20 protein-coding genes are annotated in these 19681 nt (G+C 70.6%); 15 read left to right on the top strand and 5 right to left on the bottom strand.

The window, feature by feature from the left end:
- Window positions 1-24: 24 nt before the first annotated feature.
- On the bottom strand, window positions 25-903 hold the full coding sequence (locus OKJ99_RS29725; RefSeq protein ID WP_326021007.1) for a MurR/RpiR family transcriptional regulator: 879 nt from the start codon (window positions 901-903) through the stop codon (window positions 25-27).
- A gap of 121 nt (window positions 904-1024) precedes the next feature.
- Between OKJ99_RS29725 and OKJ99_RS29720 the strand changes: the two genes are divergently transcribed.
- Genes OKJ99_RS29720 through OKJ99_RS29695 form a run of 6 tightly spaced genes read left to right on the top strand, consistent with a single transcriptional unit; the run spans window position 1025 to window position 7448 of the window.
- A complete protein-coding gene (locus OKJ99_RS29720) occupies window positions 1025-2179 on the top strand; it encodes a C45 family peptidase (RefSeq protein ID WP_326021005.1) in 1155 nt (384 codons plus the stop codon).
- Complete coding sequence (locus OKJ99_RS29715; RefSeq protein WP_326021003.1) at window positions 2176-3825, top strand: ABC transporter substrate-binding protein; 1650 nt, start codon at window positions 2176-2178, stop codon at window positions 3823-3825. Before OKJ99_RS29720 ends, OKJ99_RS29715 begins: the two co-directional genes overlap by 4 nt.
- Window positions 3822-4784, top strand: a complete 963-nt coding sequence (locus OKJ99_RS29710) for an ABC transporter permease (RefSeq protein WP_326021001.1) — start codon at window positions 3822-3824, stop codon at window positions 4782-4784. The genes OKJ99_RS29715 and OKJ99_RS29710 overlap by 4 nt, the downstream gene beginning before the upstream one ends.
- Window positions 4781-5626 (top strand): ABC transporter permease, encoded by an 846-nt coding sequence (locus OKJ99_RS29705; protein WP_326020999.1) that lies wholly within the window; start codon window positions 4781-4783, stop codon window positions 5624-5626. Before OKJ99_RS29710 ends, OKJ99_RS29705 begins: the two co-directional genes overlap by 4 nt.
- Window positions 5627-5637: 11 nt before the next feature.
- Complete coding sequence (locus tag OKJ99_RS29700) at window positions 5638-6636, top strand: ABC transporter ATP-binding protein (RefSeq protein ID WP_326021073.1); 999 nt, start codon at window positions 5638-5640, stop codon at window positions 6634-6636.
- A complete protein-coding gene (locus OKJ99_RS29695; protein WP_326020997.1) occupies window positions 6633-7448 on the top strand; it encodes an ABC transporter ATP-binding protein in 816 nt (271 codons plus the stop codon). Before OKJ99_RS29700 ends, OKJ99_RS29695 begins: the two co-directional genes overlap by 4 nt.
- 121 nt (window positions 7449-7569) lie before the next feature.
- On the opposite strand, the gene OKJ99_RS29690 is transcribed toward OKJ99_RS29695, so the two are convergent.
- Window positions 7570-7773, bottom strand: a complete 204-nt coding sequence (locus OKJ99_RS29690; RefSeq protein WP_003998944.1) for a cold-shock protein — start codon at window positions 7771-7773, stop codon at window positions 7570-7572.
- Window positions 7774-8064: 291 nt separating this feature from the next.
- Between OKJ99_RS29690 and OKJ99_RS29685 the strand changes: the two genes are divergently transcribed.
- From OKJ99_RS29685 to OKJ99_RS29660, 6 genes are all read left to right on the top strand, one after another.
- Window positions 8065-8937: a menaquinone biosynthetic enzyme MqnA/MqnD family protein gene (locus OKJ99_RS29685; RefSeq protein WP_326020992.1), complete on the top strand. Its 873-nt coding sequence runs from the start codon at window positions 8065-8067 to the stop codon at window positions 8935-8937.
- Window positions 8938-9185: 248 nt separating this feature from the next.
- Window positions 9186-10835 (top strand): serine/threonine-protein kinase, encoded by a 1650-nt coding sequence (locus tag OKJ99_RS29680; protein ID WP_326020991.1) that lies wholly within the window; start codon window positions 9186-9188, stop codon window positions 10833-10835.
- A gap of 70 nt (window positions 10836-10905) precedes the next feature.
- Complete coding sequence (locus tag OKJ99_RS29675) at window positions 10906-11583, top strand: A24 family peptidase (protein ID WP_326021072.1); 678 nt, start codon at window positions 10906-10908, stop codon at window positions 11581-11583.
- A 78-nt stretch (window positions 11584-11661) separates the two neighbouring features.
- A complete protein-coding gene (gene mqnC / locus OKJ99_RS29670; RefSeq protein WP_326020990.1) occupies window positions 11662-12861 on the top strand; it encodes a cyclic dehypoxanthinyl futalosine synthase in 1200 nt (399 codons plus the stop codon).
- Window positions 12862-12868: 7 nt separating this feature from the next.
- Window positions 12869-13465, top strand: coding sequence for an imidazolonepropionase-like domain-containing protein (locus tag OKJ99_RS29665; RefSeq protein WP_326020989.1), 597 nt, complete (start codon window positions 12869-12871; stop codon window positions 13463-13465).
- A 504-nt stretch (window positions 13466-13969) separates the two neighbouring features.
- Complete coding sequence (locus OKJ99_RS29660) at window positions 13970-14665, top strand: demethylmenaquinone methyltransferase (RefSeq protein WP_326020987.1); 696 nt, start codon at window positions 13970-13972, stop codon at window positions 14663-14665.
- A gap of 45 nt (window positions 14666-14710) precedes the next feature.
- Here OKJ99_RS29660 and OKJ99_RS29655 read toward each other — a convergent pair whose 3' ends face one another.
- Together OKJ99_RS29655 and OKJ99_RS29650 are read right to left on the bottom strand one after the other, a co-directional pair.
- Window positions 14711-15013, bottom strand: a complete 303-nt coding sequence (locus tag OKJ99_RS29655; RefSeq protein WP_407700793.1) for a PASTA domain-containing protein — start codon at window positions 15011-15013, stop codon at window positions 14711-14713.
- A gap of 155 nt (window positions 15014-15168) precedes the next feature.
- Window positions 15169-15672, bottom strand: a complete 504-nt coding sequence (locus OKJ99_RS29650; protein WP_326020984.1) for a GNAT family N-acetyltransferase — start codon at window positions 15670-15672, stop codon at window positions 15169-15171.
- Between the two features lie 188 nt (window positions 15673-15860).
- On the opposite strand from OKJ99_RS29650, the gene OKJ99_RS29645 reads away from it, so the two are divergent.
- Together OKJ99_RS29645 and OKJ99_RS29640 are read left to right on the top strand one after the other, a co-directional pair.
- Entirely contained in the window at window positions 15861-17153 is a 1293-nt protein-coding gene (locus OKJ99_RS29645; protein ID WP_326020983.1) for a geranylgeranyl reductase family protein, read from the top strand.
- A gap of 69 nt (window positions 17154-17222) precedes the next feature.
- Window positions 17223-17549 carry a putative quinol monooxygenase gene (locus OKJ99_RS29640; RefSeq protein WP_326020981.1) on the top strand — a complete coding sequence of 109 codons (327 nt, stop codon included), beginning with the start codon at window positions 17223-17225 and terminating at the stop codon, window positions 17547-17549.
- Window positions 17550-17769: 220 nt separating this feature from the next.
- Here the strand turns inward: OKJ99_RS29640 and OKJ99_RS29635 are convergent, their stop codons facing one another.
- A complete protein-coding gene (locus OKJ99_RS29635; RefSeq protein WP_326020979.1) occupies window positions 17770-18600 on the bottom strand; it encodes a C40 family peptidase in 831 nt (276 codons plus the stop codon).
- A gap of 712 nt (window positions 18601-19312) precedes the next feature.
- Between OKJ99_RS29635 and OKJ99_RS29630 the strand changes: the two genes are divergently transcribed.
- On the top strand, window positions 19313-19672 hold the full coding sequence (locus tag OKJ99_RS29630; RefSeq protein WP_007383963.1) for an NADH-quinone oxidoreductase subunit A: 360 nt from the start codon (window positions 19313-19315) through the stop codon (window positions 19670-19672).
- Window positions 19673-19681 lie beyond the last annotated feature (9 nt).

The raw sequence follows: 19681 nt of genomic DNA, 5'->3' as shown, positions 1-19681 counted from the left end.
GGCACACGTAAGCCGTCGTGGGGCCTACTTCCTCCGGTGGTTGAGCAACTGCTCCCGCAGCACCGTGAGTTGGTGCGAGGTCTCGACGGCGCGTCCCTCGTCCAAGGTCGTCATCGCCAGCAGCAGCGCGTCCGCCACCACCAGCGCCGTCAGTGCCTCCGTGGTGATCCCCGTGGGTGTGTGCGGGGCGGTGAGCACCGCGTCGGCCCGCTCCCCGTACCGTTCGGCCAGCTCGTCCGTCACCAGGACGACCCGTGCGCCCACCGTCCGCGCCCGGTCGATCAGCACCGTCAACTCGGGCAGGTCGCGGCCCGGTTGGAAGATCACGACCGCGTCGCCCTGGCGCAGCCGCAGCAGATGATCCGCGAGCGCGAAGCCCGTGGCTCCGACGTACTGCGCCCGGCGCCCGACCCTGCCGAGCGCCAACGCCAGGTGGCGCGCGGCGAGTTCGGAGGCCGCGACCCCGTAGCAGTGGATCTCGCCGGCCTCGGCCAGGGCCGCCACGGCGGCACGCAGGGCCTCGCCCGGCGTCAGGCGCCGGGCGTGCTCGATGCGCTCGGCGGCCTCGTCGAACACCTCGCCCCAGATGGCGTCCAGGTCGCGGCCGACATGGTCGATGCGCTGCTTGAGCCGCACCTCGGGGGCGACCGCGGACGTGAGGTCCGAGGCCAACTCCCGCTTGAGCGCGGGCAGTCCCGCATACCCGAGCCGTTGCAGTGTCCGCACCACGCTCGCGTTGCTGGTGCCGCTCGCCGTCCCCAGCTCCTGCGCGGAGGCGAACAGCAGGGATTCGGCGGGCGCGCTCACCAGGTACTGGGCCACGGCCCGCTCGGACGCGGACAGCTCGTCCCAGTGCTCGCGCACGGCGCCTCGTAGCCGGGCGACCCCGTCGGTAATTTCCATTACAGCTATTGACTCTCGTGTGACGGCCGTTACTCTCCTGGGCAACGCATTCCAACTGGAGAGCATCTCGTAATCGACGTTACAGGATGGTTGCGGCGACCTCTCCGTCGCGAGGAGAACAATGGCATCCCGGACCCTTCCGGTCATCGACATCAGCGGCGCTCCCCTCGATCGCGGCCGCCAGTACGGCGAGGCCGTCCGGCCTCAACTGCACGCCGCCATCGGCTACTACGAGCAGGCCTTCGGCCAGTCCGCAGGACTCACCTGGGACCAGGTCACGGCCCGCGCCGCCCGCTGGCTGGAGCCGGTGCGCGACTACGCCCCCGAACTCCTCGACGAGATGCGGGGCATCGCCGACGGCGCGGGCGTCGACGTCCTGGACGTCCTCGCGCTCAACGCCCGCGGCGAGGTCATCTACGACCGCTCCTTCAAGGACATGGCCACCCCCGAAGAGCCGGAGGAGCCCGCAGAGGGCTGCACCTCCTTCGCCGCCTTCGGCGAGGCCAGCGGCGACGGCCACGTCTGGGCGGGCCAGAACTGGGACTGGCGGGCGGGCGTCGCCGACACCGTCGTCATGATCCGGATCGAGCAGCCGCCCAAGCCCACCGTGATCATGCAGGTGGAGGCGGGCCAGATCGGCCGCCAGGGCGCCAACTCCGCCGGAATCGCCCTCAACGCCAACGGTCTCGGCGGCCGCTTCAACGACGCGATCGGCCTCCCGCAGACCGTCATCCGGCGCAGCGTCCTCGACACGCACACCGTCACCGACGCCCTCGACGTGCTGTGCCGCACCCGCGCCCACATCGCCAGCAACGCCCTGCTGACCTGCCGGGAGGGCTACGCGATCGACCTGGAGACGACGCCCGCCGGCATCGGCTGGCTGCACCCGACGGACGGCCTGCTCGTGCACGGCAACCACTACCAGGCGGGCGTCCCCGCGGCCCTCGCCGCCGACTACCGGCCGATGTCCTCGGACTCGCTCGTCCGCGTGCCCCGCGCCGAACAGGGCCTCGCCGCCCTCCGTAACGCCACAGGACCCGACGAGTCCCGCAAGCTGATCAAGCAGGCGATGTCGGACCACCTGGGCCTGCCCGAGTCCCTGTGCACCCACCCCGACGCCCGTAAGCCCGAGGTCAAGCACTGGATGACGCTCGTCTCCTCCTGCGTGGACCTGACCAGCGGCGACTACCACGTCACCGCCGGCACCCCCTGCGACCGCGACTACCAGCACCTGCCCTGGAACCTCTACGACGGCCCGTACGGAGACGCAGGATGAGCACACGGAGAGCCACGGTCGCCGCCCTCGTCGCGGTCACCCTTCTCGCGGCCTCGGGTTGCGCCGGCGCCGACCGCCCCGAGGGCGGCGCCGCCCCGGTCGACGCCTCGAAGCTGAAGCTGGACGCGACGACCCCGAAGGCCAAGGGCACGCTCGCCAAAGCGAACTGGCTGATGGAGAACGAGCCGGACTCCCTCGACCTCGACACCCAGGGCTCCAGCTCCGGCCGTATCGTCCTCACCAACGTCTGCGAGCGTCTCTACCAGCTTCAGCCGGACATGACGACAGAGCCGTTCCTCGCCCGCGAGGCCAAGACCTCCGACGGCGGCCGCACCCTCACCCTCACCCTCCGCGACGACGTCACCTTCCACGACGGCACGAGGATGACGGCGGACGACGTGCTGTGGTCGCTCAAGCGGCACGCCTCCAAGGACATGGAGCAGTCCGACGAGTTCGGCAACGTCACGTCGATGAAGAAGACGGCGGACCGCACGGTGACCGTCACCTTCAAGACCCCCGACGCGATGTTCCTCAAGGCGCTCGCAGGCGACGCCGGCATCGTGTGGAACAAGAGGCAAGTCCTGAAGTCCGGCGACGAGTTCGGAACCCCCGGGCAGCCCGACGCCTGCTCGGGACCGTACGAACTGGCCTCCTGGAAGTCCGGTGACTCGATCACCATCCGCGCCGCGAAGAACTACTGGGGCAAGCAGCCCCTCACCCGCCGCGTCGACTTCCACTGGGCCTCCGACAGCGCCTTCGTCAACGCGCTCAAGACCGGCGCGGCCGATGGCGCGTACGCCGAGTCCCCAGGCACGGCCGCGGCCCTGCGCGACGCCAAGGGCCTCAAGCAGTACTACGGTCCGTCGACCGCGTCCCTCGTCCTCATACCGACCGACCGCGGCGGCCTCACCGACCCGCGGATCCGCCGCGCGCTGTCGCTGGCCATCGACCGCAAGGGCATCGCCGAGTCCGGCTACGGCGGGCTGGTCCAGCCGTGGTCCTCACCGGTCGGCTCCGGGTCCTGGGGGTACGAGAGCGGCCGATTCGAGGCCGCACAGAGCAAGTTGAAGGAGCTCGCCCCCGACTCGCCCACCTCCGCGTCGCTCGCCGAGGCCCGCAAACTGGTCAAGGAGGCCGGCGCGCCCAGCGACCCCGTCGTCATCGGCGCCGACGCCAGCCAGGGCCGTACCGTCATCGCCAACGCCACCCGCGCCGCCCTGCAGAGCATCGGCATCCGCGCGGAGATCAAGACGGTGCCCCCGTCCCAGTTCGAGGAGTTCTACAGCGACCCCACCGCCCGCGCCGAGATCGACGTCCTCACCGGCGACTGGTACATCTCCAAGGCCGACCCGATGGGCTTCTACGACAACGGCCTCTCCGACTCCTCCAACAACTGGGTCCGCTTCAAGAGCAAGACGTACGACGCCCAGGTCGGCGAGGCCCTGTCCACCCTCGACGACACCAAGCGGGCCGAGCTGGCCACCCGTATCCAGCGCACCTTTGTCGAGCAGGCCGTCTGGATCCCGCTCGCCCAGACGCCCACGATCCTCGTCCTGGACAAGAAGCTGACCGGGCCGACCGCCTCCCAGGCCTACCTGTACTACCCGTGGGCCGCCGAACTCGGCGCGAAGAAGGGCCAGTCATGAACCCGAGCGCCGTCGTCCGCCGACTCACCCGTCGCGTCACCGGCCTGGTCGCGACCCTCGTCGCCGCGTCGTTCGTCATCTTCGCCGCCGTGTACGCGGCCCCCGGCGACCCCGCCGTCTTCCTCGCGGGCGGCCGCGACAAGCTCACCCCCGAACGGCTCGCGCAGGTCCGCGCCCAGTACCACCTCGACGAACCGCTGGTCGAGCAGTACGGGCGCTGGCTCTGGGACACCGTCCACCTCGACCTCGGCCGCTCCTTCAAATACAGCGACCAGGTCGTCGACCTGCTCGCCTCCCGCCTGCCCAGCACCCTCCAACTCGTCGCGTACGCCACGCTGTTGTACGTGGTGCTCGGCGTCGGCGCCGGGATCCTCGCGTCCGTGAAGCGCTCCACGTGGGTCGACTCGGCGGTCGTCGGCGGCACCACCCTCTTCGCCTCCGTGCCGTCCTTCGTCGCGGCGATCGCGCTCGTCTCGTTCTTCGGCGTGCGGCTCGGCTGGTTCCCTGTGACGGGCTCGGGCGAGGGCCTCACCGGAACCCTCCACCACCTCACCCTGCCCGCACTCTCCCTCGCCCTCGGCGCGCTCGCCATCATCAGCCGCGTCACCCGGCAGGCCATGGCGGACGCCGCCGCGTCCGACCACGTCGAGGCGGCCCGCGCCTCCGGCGTCCCGGAACGCGAGATCGTCCGCCGGCACGTCCTGCGCAACGCGCTGGGCCCCATCGTCACCATGTGCGGCCTCGTCATGGCGGGCATGCTCGCCGGCACGGTCGTCGTCGAGACGGCGTTCGGCATCAGCGGCATCGGCTCCCTGCTCGTCAATGCGATCAACACCCACGACTTCCCGGTCGCCCAGGCCGTCCTTCTCCTGATGGTCACCGGATACGTGGTCGTGACGACGCTCGTCGACCTGCTGCACCCCCTCCTGGACCCGACAGTGAAGGAGGCCCACGCATGACGGCGGCCCTCAGCCTGACCCCGGTCAGGACCACACGGCGCCCCCTCGGCGTCACGCTCGCCGGAGCGGTGCTCGCGCTCGTGGTGCTCGCGGCGCTCGCCGCGCCCCTGCTCGCGCCCTACGCTCCTGACGCCATCGACCTCTCCGCCTCCCTCGTCGGCACCGGCTCCGACCATCTCCTCGGCACCGACTCCTCCGGCCAGGACCTGCTCTCCCGCGTGCTCTACGGCGCCCGGTCCAGCCTCGTCGCCCCGGTCGCGCTGCTCGCGGTGGCCGCGGTCCTCGGCGTCACGCTCGGGGTGCTCGCCGCCTGGCGCGGCGGCTGGGTCGACACGCTCGTCTCCCGCCTCACCGACGTGATGTACGCGTTCCCCGGCCTGCTCTTCACGGTTCTGATCATCGCGGTGTTCGGCGCGGGCATGACGACGTCGGTGCTGGCCCTGGGGCTGGCCTTCACCCCGACGATCGCCAAGTACACCCGCTCCCTCGCCCTGTCCGAGGCCCGCAAGCCGTACGTCGACGCGTACCGCGTCCAGGGCATGGGCGGCGCCCGGATCTGCGCACTGCACCTGGTCCCGAACCTGGGCCGGTCGATCCTCGGCTACCTGGTCGTCCTCTTCGGCGAGGCCCTCATGTCCCTCGCGACCCTCTCCTACCTGGGCTTCGGCGCCCAACCGCCGTCCTCCGACTGGGGACTGATGGTCCAGGAGGGCCAGGCCGCGATCGTCCAGGGCGCGCTCCTGCCCGCCCTCGTCCCCGGCACGGCCATCGCCCTGGTCGTCGTGTCCTTCAACGTCGTCGGGGTGTGGGCCGCCGACCGCCTCGGAAAGCAGGACCGATGACGAAACCGACGATGCTGCTCTCGATCGAGGACCTCACGGTCACGGTCCCCGGCGCCGCCCGCCCGCTCCTCGAATCGGTCTCCCTGAACGTCGCCGAGGGCGAGGTCGTCGGCCTGGTGGGGGAGTCGGGCTCGGGCAAGTCGACGACGGCGAAGGCGGCGCTCGGCCTGCTGCCGACCGGAGCCACGACCAAGGGAACGGTCCGGGTCGACGGCTCGGACGTCCTGGCCCTGCGCGGCGAACAGTTGCGGCAGCACAGGGCGGCCACGGTCGCGATGATCCACCAGGACCCGCGCGCCGCCCTCAACCCGGTCCGCCGCATCGGCGACTTCCTGACGGAACGCGGCGCGACGAAGGACGAGGCGCTCGACCTGCTCGCCGCGGTCGGCCTGCCCGACCCCGCCCGGCACCTGCGCCAACGCCCGCACGAACTCTCCGGCGGAATGCTCCAACGCGTCGTCATCGCGGGGGCCTTGGCGTCCCGCCCCCGGCTCCTCCTCGCCGACGAGGCGACCAGCGCGCTCGACGTGACGACCCAGGCGGAGATCCTCACGCAGCTCCGCGAGGCCCGCGAATCCCGGGGCGCAGGACTCCTCTTCATCACGCACGACCTGCACCTGGCGGCGGCCTACTGCGACCGGGTCCACGTCATGTACGCGGGCCGCGTCGTCGAACACCGCACGGCGAACGCCCTGTTCACAGCCCCGGCCCACCCCTACACCCGCGGCCTCCTCGCCTGCTCCCCCACACTGGGCGAATCCCACCCCCTCGCCCCGATCCCGGGCAAACCACCGTCCCTGTCGGACACGTTCACCGGCTGCCCGTTCGTGGAGCGGTGCGGGGACGCGGAGGCCGACTGTCACACCTGGCAACCAAAGGCATACGCATCAGAGGGCGCAACGGTGGAGTGCCGCCGAGTCGCCTTGGGCAATCTGCCGCCTTGGGCGGCAGGGTGGGCAAGGCGGCCCCCGGTGCCGCGCAACGAGAAAGAGGGGGCAGGCCCCAAGTGACCACGCAACCACCACTCCTGGAAGCCACGGACCTCCGCAAGACCTACCCCCTCCCCGGCGGCGGCAGCCACACCGCCGCGGACGCCGTCACCTTCACCCTCACCCCCGGCGGAGCCCTCGGTATCGTCGGCGAATCCGGCTCCGGCAAGACCACCGTGGCCCGCATGCTCGTCGGCCTCGTCCGCCCCGACCACGGCACGATCAACGTCGACGGCACCCCGAGACCCGCGAAACCCCCACGCGGCAAGGCCCCCCGCCTGGCCAGGGCCCGCCAGATCCAAATGGTGTTCCAGGACCCGTACGTCTCCCTCGACCCCCGCCTCACCGCCGAGCAGTGCCTGCGTTCCGCGCTGCGTCTGCACGGCCGCGAGGAATCCACCGCGCCCGCGCTCCTCGACCAGGTGGGCCTCGGTGCGCGAGAGGCCACGGCCCGCCCCCGCCACCTCTCCGGCGGCCAGCGCCAACGCCTGGCCATCGCCCGCGCCCTCGCCGTCGACCCCCGCGTCCTGGTCCTCGACGAGGCGGTCGCCGCGCTCGACGTCTCCATCCAGGCGCAGATCCTGCGGCTCCTCGACGAGATCCGCCGGGACACCGGAGTCGCCCTGGTCTTCGTCAGCCACGACCTGGCGGTCGTCCAGCACGTCACGGACGAGGTCCTGGTGATGCGGCGGGGCAAGGTGGTCGAGCGGGGACCCACGCACCGCGTCCTGAGCGAGCCCACCGACCCGTACACACGGCTGCTGCTCGCCTCGGTGCCGGGCCGGGGCTGGGATCCGGCGGACGCGGTCGCGGCCCGCGCCGCACTCACGTAGAACGCGGCAGAACGCACGGAAAAAGGCAGGAGCCCCGCTGCCATAAGGCGCGGGGCTCCTTGGGTACTGCGCTAGGTTCCGGATCAGAACACGGCAACTACCACCGTGTGATCGCGAACGATCAGACGGGGGTGACGTTCTCCGCCTGCGGGCCCTTCGGACCCTGCGTGACGTCGAAGCTCACGGCCTGGTTCTCCTCGAGGGAGCGGAAGCCGCTTGCGTTGATCGCGGAGTAGTGGACGAAAACGTCCGGGCCGCCGCCTTCCTGGGCAATGAAGCCAAAGCCCTTTTCAGCGTTGAACCACTTCACGGTTCCGGTAGCCATAAGCCCTCCTATGGGCCATAGGGTCGCCCTGCTCCAGAACCTGCAAATGCACTTGCGAACAACTGCAAAAGTCTGAAAACGACGAGAGCCCGCGGTCACATGCTCCGCAGGCTCTGTACTGCAAGGGAAACCAAACTGCAACTTGCGGCGAGCCTAGCACGCAGGCAGCCGAAAGCAATAGAGGGCAAGATCACGTCACCCGCAGGTTTGACAGGGTCTCTGTGGGGGTTGACCCGAGGCGGTGCCGGACCCGGATCCTGCACCGTACCGCATGGGGTTTAGTGTCGCGATGTGGACAATTCTCCCGAGATCCTGAAGGTCGCGCGCCGCACCCGTCCGCGGGTGGGCCACATCCAGTTCCTGAACTGCATGCCTCTGTACTGGGGACTCGCCAGGACGGGCTCGCTCCTCGACTTCGAGCTGACGAAGGACACGCCGGAGAAGCTGAGCGAGCAGCTGGTGAACGGCGACCTCGACATCGGTCCCATCACCCTCGTCGAGTTCCTCAAGGCGGCCGACGACCTCGTCGCTTTCCCGAATCTCGCCGTGGGCTGCGACGGCCCCGTGATGTCCTGCGTGATCGTCTCGCAGGTCCCCCTCGACCAGCTCGACGGCCGGCGCGTGGCCCTCGGGTCCACCTCCCGTACGTCGGTCAGGCTGGCGCAGTTGCTGCTGGCGGAGCGCTTCGGCGTACAGCCCGACTACTACACGTGCCCGCCCGACCTGGGCCTGATGATGCAGGACGCGGAGGCGGCCGTGCTCATCGGGGACGCAGCGCTGCGGGCCAACCTGCACGACGCCCCGCGGCTCGGCCTCGAGGTGCACGACCTGGGTGCGCTGTGGAAGGAGTGGACGGGGCTGCCGTTCGTCTTCGCGGTGTGGGCGGCGCGCAAGGAGTACGTGGAGCGCGAGCCGGAGATCACTCAGAAGGTGCACGAGGCGTTCCTGGCCTCGCGCGACCTCTCTCTGGAGGAGGTCGCCAAGGTCTCCGAGCAGGCGGCGCGCTGGGAGGTCTTCGACGAGAAGGTCCTGGAGGAGTACTTCACGACGCTCGACTTCCGCTTCGGGCCCGCACAACTGGAAGGTGTCACGGAGTTCGCGCGACGGGTCGGCCCGACGACGGGATTCCCCGCGGATGTACGGGTCGAGTTGCTGATGTCGTGAATTCCTCCTGAGTGCGTTCTCGGTTAGGCGTACTTCGGCGTTCTCCGACGCGGGATTCTCGGATCCTTTTACGGGGATTCCGCGCCGGTGGGTGAATTCGCCAAGAATTCACGGTGATCCACCCTGTACTCCCGATGTGTTCCGGATGTGTTCCAGATGCGGTCCGGAGCGTTCGAGAGGCGTGTGTGCGGGCTATGTGCGGGGCTACGCTGCCGGTGCGTGCGCGCACATTGGGGGAGGTCCGCATCATGCAGCCGCTTCAGACCGGCGAACCCACGGCGGTGGGGCCCTATCGCTTGCTCGGCAGGATCGGTTCGGGCGGCATGGGCCGGGTCTATCTGGGTCGCAGCGCCGGAGGGCGCACCGTCGCGGTCAAGATCGTGCACCCGCACTTCGCGCTCGACGACGAATTCCGGGCGCGCTTCAAGCGTGAGGTGCAGGCGGCCCGCCGGGTCGGCGGGGCCTGGACGGCGCCGGTGCTCGACGCCGACCCGGACGCCGAGGTGCCGTGGGTGGCGACGGGATACGTCGCGGGCCCCTCGCTCACCCAGGCCGCGGGCGACGGCGCGGGCCTGCCCGAGCATTCCGTACGGGTCCTGGGGGCCGGCCTCGCCGAGGCGCTCGCGGCCGTGCACGGCCTGGGGCTCGTGCACCGCGACGTAAAGCCCTCGAACGTGCTGCTCACTCTGGACGGGCCGCGGCTCATCGACTTCGGCATCGCCCGCGCCACCGACGGCACGGCCTCGCTCACCTCCACGGGCGTCTCCATCGGCTCGCCCGGCTACATGTCGCCCGAGCAGATCCTCGGCAAGGGCGTCACGGGCGCCGCGGACGTCTTCTCGCTCGGCGCGGTCCTCGTGTACGCGGCGGTGGGGTCGTCCCCCTTCACCGGTGACTCGTCGGCCGCGCTGCTCTACAAGGTCGTCCATGAGGAGCCCGAACTGGGCTCGCTGACCGGGGAGCTGCGCGAGGTCGCCGCGGCCTGCCTTTCGAAGGATCCTGCCGCGCGCCCCACTCCCGATGAGGTCGCACGGCGCCTCGCACCGCAGGGCGCGGCGCGTCTCGTGCAGGCGGGGTGGCTGCCGGGCCCGATGGTGGAGGAGGTCTCGCGCGGCGCGGTGCGGCTCCTGGACCTGGAGGGCGCCCCCGCCGACGTCCCGCATTCGGGGCCCACGGAGTTCAGCAGCCCTGCCGTCTCCGGGAGTTCGCGGCCCGCGGGCGTCTTCGGGCCGCCGGATCCCGCGTACGCGCGCGTGCCCACGCCGCGTACGGAGGGGCCGTCCACCGAGGGGTCCGCACAGGACGCCGTACCGGACGCCGTACCGGGGCGTCTGTCGATGTCCGTGACGGCGAGCTCGACCCCCGACAAGCCGAACGGCCGGGGCCGCCGGGTCAGTTGCACGCTGGCGCTCGCCGTGGCGGGCTCGCTGGCGGCGGTGACCGTCGGCGGAGTGGTCCTCCTCAACGTGCTGCCGGGCGACGGCGGCGGCGACCAGGGCAGCGCGAGCGATGCCGGGCCCACCCCGTCCGCCGCGTCGAAGGCACCGGGCGTGCCGAAGTTCTACGTGGGGTCGTGGGACGGGCCCGCGAAGCAGGCGGGGATCTCCTTCGGTACGTTCCGCGTCGACCTGAAGCGGGCCGGGGTCGGCAAGCAGGTCGGCAAGGTGACGTCGACGGACCCGCTGGGCATCCAGTGCGTCGACGTACTGACCCTCAAGTCCGCCGACGGCAGGGCGCTGGTGGCCGCGGGCAGGGCCGCGGCCGGCAACCCGGGCACCTGCGCGACGGGACCGCACACCGTGCGCCTCACCCGGGACGGCGCCTCCCTCAAGTACACGTCGCACTACCCGGCCGCCGGGAATCCCACGGCGGACCTCGACCGGGTCAAGAGCGGCTGAGGCAGGTACGGGGCACGTGATGCGGGGAGACGTGGTGCAGGGCGACGTACTGATCGCCGCCGAGGCCGGTATGCCGGTCGTGATGGTCGTGCTCGCCGCGGTGTGGGGGGCGGCCTGCGGGCTGCTCCTGCCGCGGCCCGCGTACCGGTTCTCCGTCGAGCCGGGGGAGCCGTGGCGCCCGGCCCGTGGCTGGCTGGGGGCCCGACCGGGGCCCCGTGCCGCCGGGCTCGCCGCCGTCACCGCGCTCGTCTGCGCGCTGCTCGCCGCCGCCACCGACACCCGGCCCGAGCTCGGCGTCTGGCTGCTGCTCGCGCCGCTCGGCGTGCTCCTGGCCACCGTCGACTTCGCCGTGAAGCGGCTGCCGGACGTGCTCACGCTGCCGCTCGCCGGGCTCGTCCTGCTCGGGCTCGGCGGGGCGGCGCTGCTGCCGGAGGCCGGCGGGGAGTGGAGCGGCGCGCTGTGGGGCGCGCTCGGTCTCGGCGGCGGATATCTGCTGCTTCTGCTCGCCTATCCGAAGGGGATGGGCTTCGGGGACGTGAAGCTGGCGGTGGGGCTCGGCGCGGCGCTCGGCTGGTACGGGTGGGGCGTGCTGTTCGTGGGGGCGTTCGCCGGGGTGCTGTTCAACGGCCTGTACGCCCTGGTGCTCGTCGTCGCGCGGCGGGCGGGACGGGGGAGCGAGATCCCCTTCGGCCCCTTCATGATTCTGGGCGCCCTCGCGGGGGTTCTGCTGGGCGGCCTGGGTGCCTGACGTACGCTGAGATTTCAGCTCAGACTCGTCGAGATTCCAGCTCGGACTCGGCAGAATCCTCCGAAAGGGGCTCGCCCGGTGACCGAGAAGGCCGCGCTTCAGTCCGTCCTCGACCGCGCCGCCGACGGTGGGCGGATCACCCCCGAGGAGGCCGTCGCCCTGTACCGCGACGCCCCGCTGCACGCGCTCGGCGCCGCCGCCGACGCGATCCGCCGCCGCAAGTACGCCGGCATCGAGCACATCGCGACGTACATCATCGAGCGGAACATCAACTACACGAACGTGTGCGTCACGGCGTGCAAGTTCTGCGCCTTCTACGCGGCCCCCAAGGACACCAAGAAGGGCTGGTCGCGCGACCTCGACGACATCCTGCGGCGCTGCCAGGAGACCGTCGAACTGGGCGGCACGCAGATCATGTTCCAGGGCGGGCACCACCCGGACTACGGCGTCGAGTACTACGAGAAGCACTTCGGCGCGATCAAGAAGGAGTTCCCGCAGCTCGTCATCCACAGCCTGGGGGCCTCGGAGATCGAGCACATGGCGCGGATCTCCAAGGTGTCGGTCGAGGAGGCGATCCAGCGGATCCACACCGCGGGGCTCGACTCCTTCGCGGGCGCCGGCGCCGAGCTGCTTCCCGCGCGTCCGCGCAAGGCGATCGCGCCGCTGAAGGAGTCCGGCGAGCGCTGGCTGGAGATCATGGAGGCGGCGCACAACCTGGGCGTCGAGTCCACGTCCACGATGCTGATGGGCACGGGCGAGACCAACGCCGAGCGCATCGAGCACCTCAGCATGATCCGCGACGTACAGGACCGCACGGGCGGCTTCCGCGCCTTCATCCCGTACACGTACCAGCCGGAGAACAACCACCTGAAGGGCCGCACGCAGGCGACGCTCTTCGAGTACCTGCGGATGATCGCGATCGCCCGGATCTTCCTGGACAACGTCCAGCACATCCAGGGCTCGTGGCTGACGACGGGCAAGGAGGTCGGCCAGCTGTCGCTCCACTACGGCGCCGACGACCTCGGTTCGATCATGCTGGAGGAGAACGTCGTCTCGTCGGCCGGTGCCAAGCACCGCTCCAACCGCATGGAGATCATCGAGCTGATCCGGAAGGCCGGTCGCGTCCCCGCGCAGCGTGCCACGACCTACGAGCACCTCGTCGTGCACGACGACCCGGCGAACGACCCGGTCGACGACCGGGTCAGCTCGCACATCTCGTCGACGGCGATCGAGGGCGGGACGGCTCACCCGGAGCTGAAGCTCGTCTCCACCAACTGAGCGCGTCTTGACGACACTTCACGTCACCGAGGCCGACGGGGCGGCCGTCCTCGTCGAGGGCGAGACCATCAAGGCGCTCGGACCGTACGAGGAGCTGGCCGCCGCGCACCCGCAGGCGCGGGTGCGCCGCTGGCCCGGCATCCTCACCCCGGGCCTCCTCAACCCGTACGGTCCCGAGATCCTGGAGCACACGTACCACCCGGATCCGCGTGAGGCGGACACGTACGGGACGGTGCCGATCGGTGGCGGGCGGGCACGGGAGATCTTCCGCGCGGACCCGTCCCGGCTGGGCGCGAGTGCCCGGCGGGGCGTGCAGCGGCTGTTCGCGCACGGGACGGTGGCCCTGGCGGGGGAATTGCGCGCCAAGCCGGTCCTTGAGGTGGCGCAGCGCTCGGGCCTCGTCTTCGGCGGCCGCCCCGAGCGGTTGCAGGGGCCCGTGTCCCTCTCCCCGAAGCCGCTGGTGCTGTTGCCGGGGCTGACGGTGGGCGGCCCGGCCCGCTTCGTGGTGTTCGACGTCGCGGACCGCGCCGAACTGGTCGCCAAGGGGTCGTCCACGTGTGTGGCGACGGTGATCGGCGGCCGCCTGGTGTACCGGAGGCGGTGACCGGGCCACGGGCTTGAGATGCGGGACCGGCGTTGCGGCCACGGGCTTGAGTCGCGGGACCGGCGTTGCGGCCTCGGGGCTTGAGTCGCGGGACCGGTGTTACGGCCGCGGGGCTTGAGGTGCGGCACCGGCGTTACGGCCTCGGGGCTCCGCCCCGGACCCCGCTGCTCAATCGCCGCAGGGGCTCTAGATGGCTGCACCGGCGCTACGGCCACGCGGTTCCGCTGGCTCTTGTCCCGGAGCGGGGCTCGATTTTGCCCACCCGCCCGCAGGGGGACTTGCTCCCGCCTCCCCGCGGGTAATCGCCTGCCGCCGCCCATCTCCCACCACCCGCCCCCTCCGGGGGCGTCGGTCGCACGGGGTGTCGCCGCTCCGACTTGGGCAATCTGCCGCCTTGGGCGGCAGGGTGGGCAAGGCGGCGCCCGGTGCCGCGTAACCAGAGCGACAGGCGTCGGCCCCGGTGCCGTCCGCCGGTGGTCGGGGGGCGCCTGCCACAATGGCCGGGTGACCCGTGCATCCCTGGACAAGCAGCCCCACGAAGTCGCCTCGATGTTCGACGACGTGGCGGAGAAGTACGACCTCACCAACGACGTGCTGTCCCTGGGACAGACCCGGCTGTGGCGCAAGGAGGTCGCCAGGGCCGTCGACGCGCGCCCCGCGCAGAAGGTCCTCGACCTCGCCGCCGGCACCGCCACCTCCTCGCAGCCCTTCGTTCAGGCGGGCGCCTATGTCGTCCCCTGCGACTTCTCCCTCGGCATGCTGCGCGTGGGCAAGGAGCGCCACCCGTGGATGCCGTTCACGGCGGGCGACGGCACGAAACTGCCGTTCAAGGACGACACGTTCGACGCCGTGACCATCTCCTTCGGGCTGCGCAACATCCAGGAGACCGAGGTCGCGCTGAGCGAGATGCACCGCGTCACCAAGCCGGGCGGCCGCGTCGTCATCTGCGAGTTCAGCCACCCGACATGGGCGCCCTTCCGCACCGTCTACACCGAGTACCTGATGCGCGCCCTGCCGCCGGTCGCGCGCGCGGTGTCCTCGAACCCGGACGCGTACGTCTATCTCGCCGAGTCCATCCGCGCCTGGCCCACGCAGCCCGAGCTGGCCACGCTGATGCAGAACGTCGGCTGGCAGCAGGTGGCCTGGCGGGACCTCACCGGCGGCATCGTCACCCTGCACCGGGGCTACAAGAAGGCGTGACGGCCACAGCCACAGTCACGGCCACAGCCCCGGCCACGGCCCGTGTCATGGGCACGGGCTGAACGACCCGCTGCGCGTGGGCGGCAGCTCCGGTTCGCCGAGCTCCCGGCGCATGCCGCCGCCCCGCGGCCCCGGCGCCCGCGGCACGCGCACGCCCGCGCCGCCACCGCCCTCGCCCTCACCGAGGTCGAACCAGATCGTGACGACGGCGTCCCGCGGCACCTCGACGCCGGGCAGCGGGTACTGGCGCACCACGTACTCCACCGCCACCCGTTCGAAGTCGTCCCGGTCCGCCGCCACGATCAGCACGCCGTGCTCACGGGCCGCCTGCCGCGCGTCGACCGCCATCAGGCCGACGAGCTTCGGCACGGGAACGTCCGGCGGCCCGGCATCCGGCACCTTGGGCGTCTTGGGTGTCTTCACCACAGATGTCACCCCCAGGAGGTACCGGAAGGGTAGCCCTTGGGGCGTGGTGTCCGGAAGGTCCGGTCGCGGCTCCGGGCTCAGAGCTCCAGGCGGAAGCAGTGGCCCTGCTTCCCGTTCGGCGTCACGAACGTCTCGGCCAGCTCCATGCCCAGGCGCCGCGTCACCGAGATCGAGCGCTCGTTGCGGGCATCGACCATCGCGACGACGCTCCGCAGGCCCGCCGCCCGCACCTGCTCCAGCGTCAGACGCGCGGCCGCCGTCGCGTACCCCTGCCCCCAGTACGCGCGCCCGAGCCGCCAGCCGATCTCGATCTCGCCGACCGGCCCCCAGGTGCCCGGCCAGGGCTGCGCGCCCGTGAACCCGATGACGTGCCCCGTGTCATCGGTCATCGTCCACAGGCAGAATCCGTGCTCCGCCTCGTGCCTGCGCTGCCGCGCGGTCAGCTCCTCGTACACGGAGAGCTCCGCCGACGCGCCTCCGTGGAACTCCATGACATCGGGGTGGTCGAACACCCTGTGCCACGCGAGCGCGTCCTCATGGGTGGGGACACGCAGATCCACGGCGGGCAGAACTCGGCTCATGGGCTGACCCTTCGGCTGGGCGATCTCTGTCGCTGCTGCATTCTCCCGGGGGACAACCCCCGGACCCCCGGCCGGACAAGCAGGCCGTCGGGGGCGAGGACCGACCAAGGATCGGCGACCTGCGGTGAATAGACTGCCCATGTCCGTGCCGGACGGCACACCGTTTTCGAGTCTGGGGAGAACCAGCCGTGACCGAGCAGCCCAAGCCCCTCTCCGAACACAGCGCGGACGTGATCGTCGTCGGGGCCGGACCCGCCGGTTCGACGACCGCCTACTACCTCGCCAAGGCCGGCCTCGACGTCCTGCTGCTGGAGAAGACGGCCTTTCCGCGCGAGAAGGTGTGCGGCGACGGCCTCACCCCGCGCGCCACGAAGCAGCTCGTCTCCATGGGCATCGACATCTCCGAGGAGGCCGGCTGGCTGCGCAACAAGGGCCTGCGCATCATCGGTGGCGGCGTCCGCCTCCAGCTCGACTGGCCCGACCTCGCCTCGTACCCGGACTACGGTCTCGTTCGCAAGCGCGACGACTTCGACGAGCAGCTCGCGCGGCAGGCCCAGAAGGGCGGCGCCCGCCTGTACGAGCGGTGCAACGTCGGCGCCCCGATCATCGACGAGCGCACGGGCCACATCACGGGCGTGCACGCGAAGCTGGGCGAAGAGAAGACCCCGGTGACGTTCCACGCCCCGCTGGTGGTCGCCGCCGACGGCAACTCCACGCGTCTGTCGCTCGCGATGGGCCTGCACCGCCGCGAGGACCGCCCCATGGGCGTCGCCGTCCGTACGTACTTCACGTCGCCCCGCCACGACGACGACTACCTGGAGTCCTGGCTGGAGCTGTGGGACCGGCGCGGCGCCGAGGACCGGCTGCTGCCCGGCTACGGCTGGATCTTCGGCATGGGCGACGGCACGTCCAACGTCGGCCTCGGCATCCTCAACTCCTCGAAGGCCTTCCGTGAGTTGGACTGGCGCGAGGTCCTCAAGGCCTGGTGCGCGTCGATGCCCGAGGACTGGGGGTACACCCCGGACAACATGACGATGCCGATCCGCGGGGCCGCCCTCCCCATGGCCTTCAACCGCCAGCCGCACTACACCAAGGGCCTGCTCCTGGTCGGCGACGCGGGCGGCCTGGTCAACCCGTTCAACGGCGAGGGCATCGCGTACGCCATGGAGTCAGGCCAGATCGCGGCCGACGTCATCGTGCAGGCCCACGCGCGCGCCACCGTCGCCCAGCGCGAACTGGCCCTCCAGCGCTACCCGAAGGTCCTCAAGGACACCTACGGCGGCTACTACACGATGGGCCGCGCCTTCGTGAAGCTCATCGGCAACCCGAAGGTCATGAAGATCGCGACGCAGCGCGGTCTGACCCACCCGATGCTGATGAAGTTCACGCTGAAGATGCTCGCGAACCTGACGGACCCGACGGGCGGCGACGCGATGGACCGGGTCATCAACGGGCTGACCAAGGTCGCGCCGAAGTCCTGACCAGGGCCTGACCTGCGCGGCGCCCGGCCCGACTTTGCCGGGCCGGGCGGCTCGGGGCAGGGTGGACCCATGATTTTCATCGCCGTGAAGTTCACCGTCCGCCCCGAGCACGCCGGCTCGTGGCTGGAGAAGACCGCCGCGTTCACCGCGGCCACCCGCGCCGAGGAGGGCAACCTCTTCTTCGACTGGTCCCGCAGCGTCGAGGACCCGAACCAGTTCGTGCTCCTGGAGGGCTTCCGGGACGGCGACGCCGGCGCCGCGCACGTCGGCTCCGACCACTTCAAGGCGGGCCTGGACGCCATGGCCCCGCTCATCGCCGCCACCCCGGAGATCATCAACGCCGATATCCCGAACGAGGGTTGGGGCGAGATGGGCGAGCTCGCCCCGCAGTCCTGAGCCGCGGTTCCGAGGCAGCGCTGTCCCGGTTTTTCCGTATAAACACCGAAGGCCGCCGCACCCCGTGAGGGGAGCGGCGGCCTTTCGGCTTGCGCACTGTGGAGTCGCCGTGAAGGCCCTGGGGGGCTTCAGGCGGCTGTGTGCGGCCTGTGGGGGCCGCAGGGATCCCCGAGGGCCCGGCAGTTCGCCGGGGCCCTCAGAGAGGCATTCAGGGAGGCGCTCAGAGAACGCGAACGGCGCCGGTCGGCTGGTCGTAGGAGAGCGGCTGCTCGACGACACCGGTCGAGGAGTTCTGCGCGCCGACGAACTTGCCGCCGCCCACGTAGATCGCGACGTGGTAGGCGCTGCCGGAGCCACCCCAGTAGAGGATGTCGCCGGCCTGCAGGTTGTCCAGGCCGACCTGGGTGCCCTGGGTCGACTGGTCCTGCGAGACGCGCGGCAGGTCGACACCGGCCTGCTTGTACGCGGCCTGCACCAGGCCCGAGCAGTCCCAGGAGCTGGGACCCGTGCCACCGGACACGTAGGCGTCGCCGATGTGCGACTTGACGAACGAGACCACGGCGGCGGCGGAGCCGCTGGCCGGCGCGGGGGCCTCGTCGGAGGAGGACGCCGTGGTCGCCTGGAGCGTGGTGCGCTCGCTGGAGCGGGAGGCGGCGGCCTTCTCGGCGGCCTCACGCTTGGCGGCGGCCTCGGCCTTCGCCTTGGCTTCGGCCTTCTTCTTGGCCTCCGCCTTCTTCTCGGCGGCGACCTGGTCCTTCTTCGCCTGGTCCGCGGCCTTGTCGAAGGCGGCGTCGCGCTCGGCCTGGACCTGGTAGTTGGCCGCGGCCTGCTGGGTGGCGTCCGCGGACTGGGCGACCTGAGAGGAGAGGTCGGTGGTGAGCGTGGGCATCTCGATGGTCTGCGTCACCGGCTCGGCGGCATTGGCCGAACCAGCCGCACCAGCGACTGCCAGGGTGCTGAGGACGCCACCGGTAACTCCGGCGCGCAGGGCCATCTTCGAGGCGCTGCGACGGGGCTTCCGGTGGCTGGGTATGTGAGCGGTGTGGGACATGAGACCAACCGGTATCAGGGCCTCCCCGATCCCTTCAAGAAACGTGTGGTGCGCCACAGTTGTGAAGCAGGGGGTCGAAACCCGTGTCCGACAGGCTTTATTGACGCCGTAACGGGCAAAGCGGACAGCCTTCCGTGCGGCCCTGAGCATGGGGTTTCTGCAATACGCCCGAATTGCCCGACGCTTACCACCCGTTGAGGCACTTGGCCAAGCCCGGTTTCTGACGGTGTGGTAGACGCGTGACACAGGTCACATGTGGACCCCTAGGGGATGCGGTGCACACCCGATGGACACATCTCGCGTCCACTTCCATTCACACCCGTCCCTCCAAGGTGTGAACGACGTCCACTATCAGCCAACCGCGTCCAGCACCAATTTGCCTGCACTCTCCGCGTCTTGATAGTGGGCGCACCTCTCCGACCAGGGGTGACGCGGCAAGATGTCACCACTGGTGATCACTCAGGTGCTTCGCGTGTGAAGATCACCGCTCATCCGACTTCATGATCCTTCGTCAGGTGGTGGAGATCACAAAGTAGTTGGCGCACCCCGTGTCGCAGATCACAGAGTTGCAGGCATAGGATGCGGGGCAAGTTGGGCTTGTGACCCGCTTCACATGTAGGCGATCTTCGACTGTTCGCGGGACGTGGGGGCGGGGTGCGAACTCATGCAACCGCCAGCAGCAGTCAGTGCCGACTGAGAGGAGCGAGGAGCGGTGAACGCTTATGCGCCCATCCTCGTACTGGGAGCCCTCGGGGCAGGCTTTGCGATCTTCTCCGTGGTCATGGCCACGCTTATCGGTCCAAAGCGGTACAACCGGGCCAAGCTAGAGGCCTATGAGTGCGGGATCGAGCCGACCCCCACGCCGGCCGGTGGCGGGCGCTTCCCCATCAAGTACTACCTGACGGCGATGCTCTTCATCGTCTTCGACATCGAGATCGTCTTTCTCTACCCCTGGGCCGTCACCTTCGACGCCCTAGGGGTGTTCGGGCTCGTAGAGATGCTGCTCTTCGTGCTCACCGTCTTCGTCGCGTACGCGTACGTATGGCGGCGCGGCGGCCTGGAATGGGACTGAGCCCCGTAT

Source organism: Streptomyces endophyticus (genome assembly GCF_035798155.1).
GTDB lineage: Bacteria > Actinomycetota > Actinomycetes > Streptomycetales > Streptomycetaceae > Streptomyces > Streptomyces endophyticus.
Note: the sequence above shows the minus strand (reverse complement) of the source record. Positions and strands in the feature narration are given on the sequence as shown.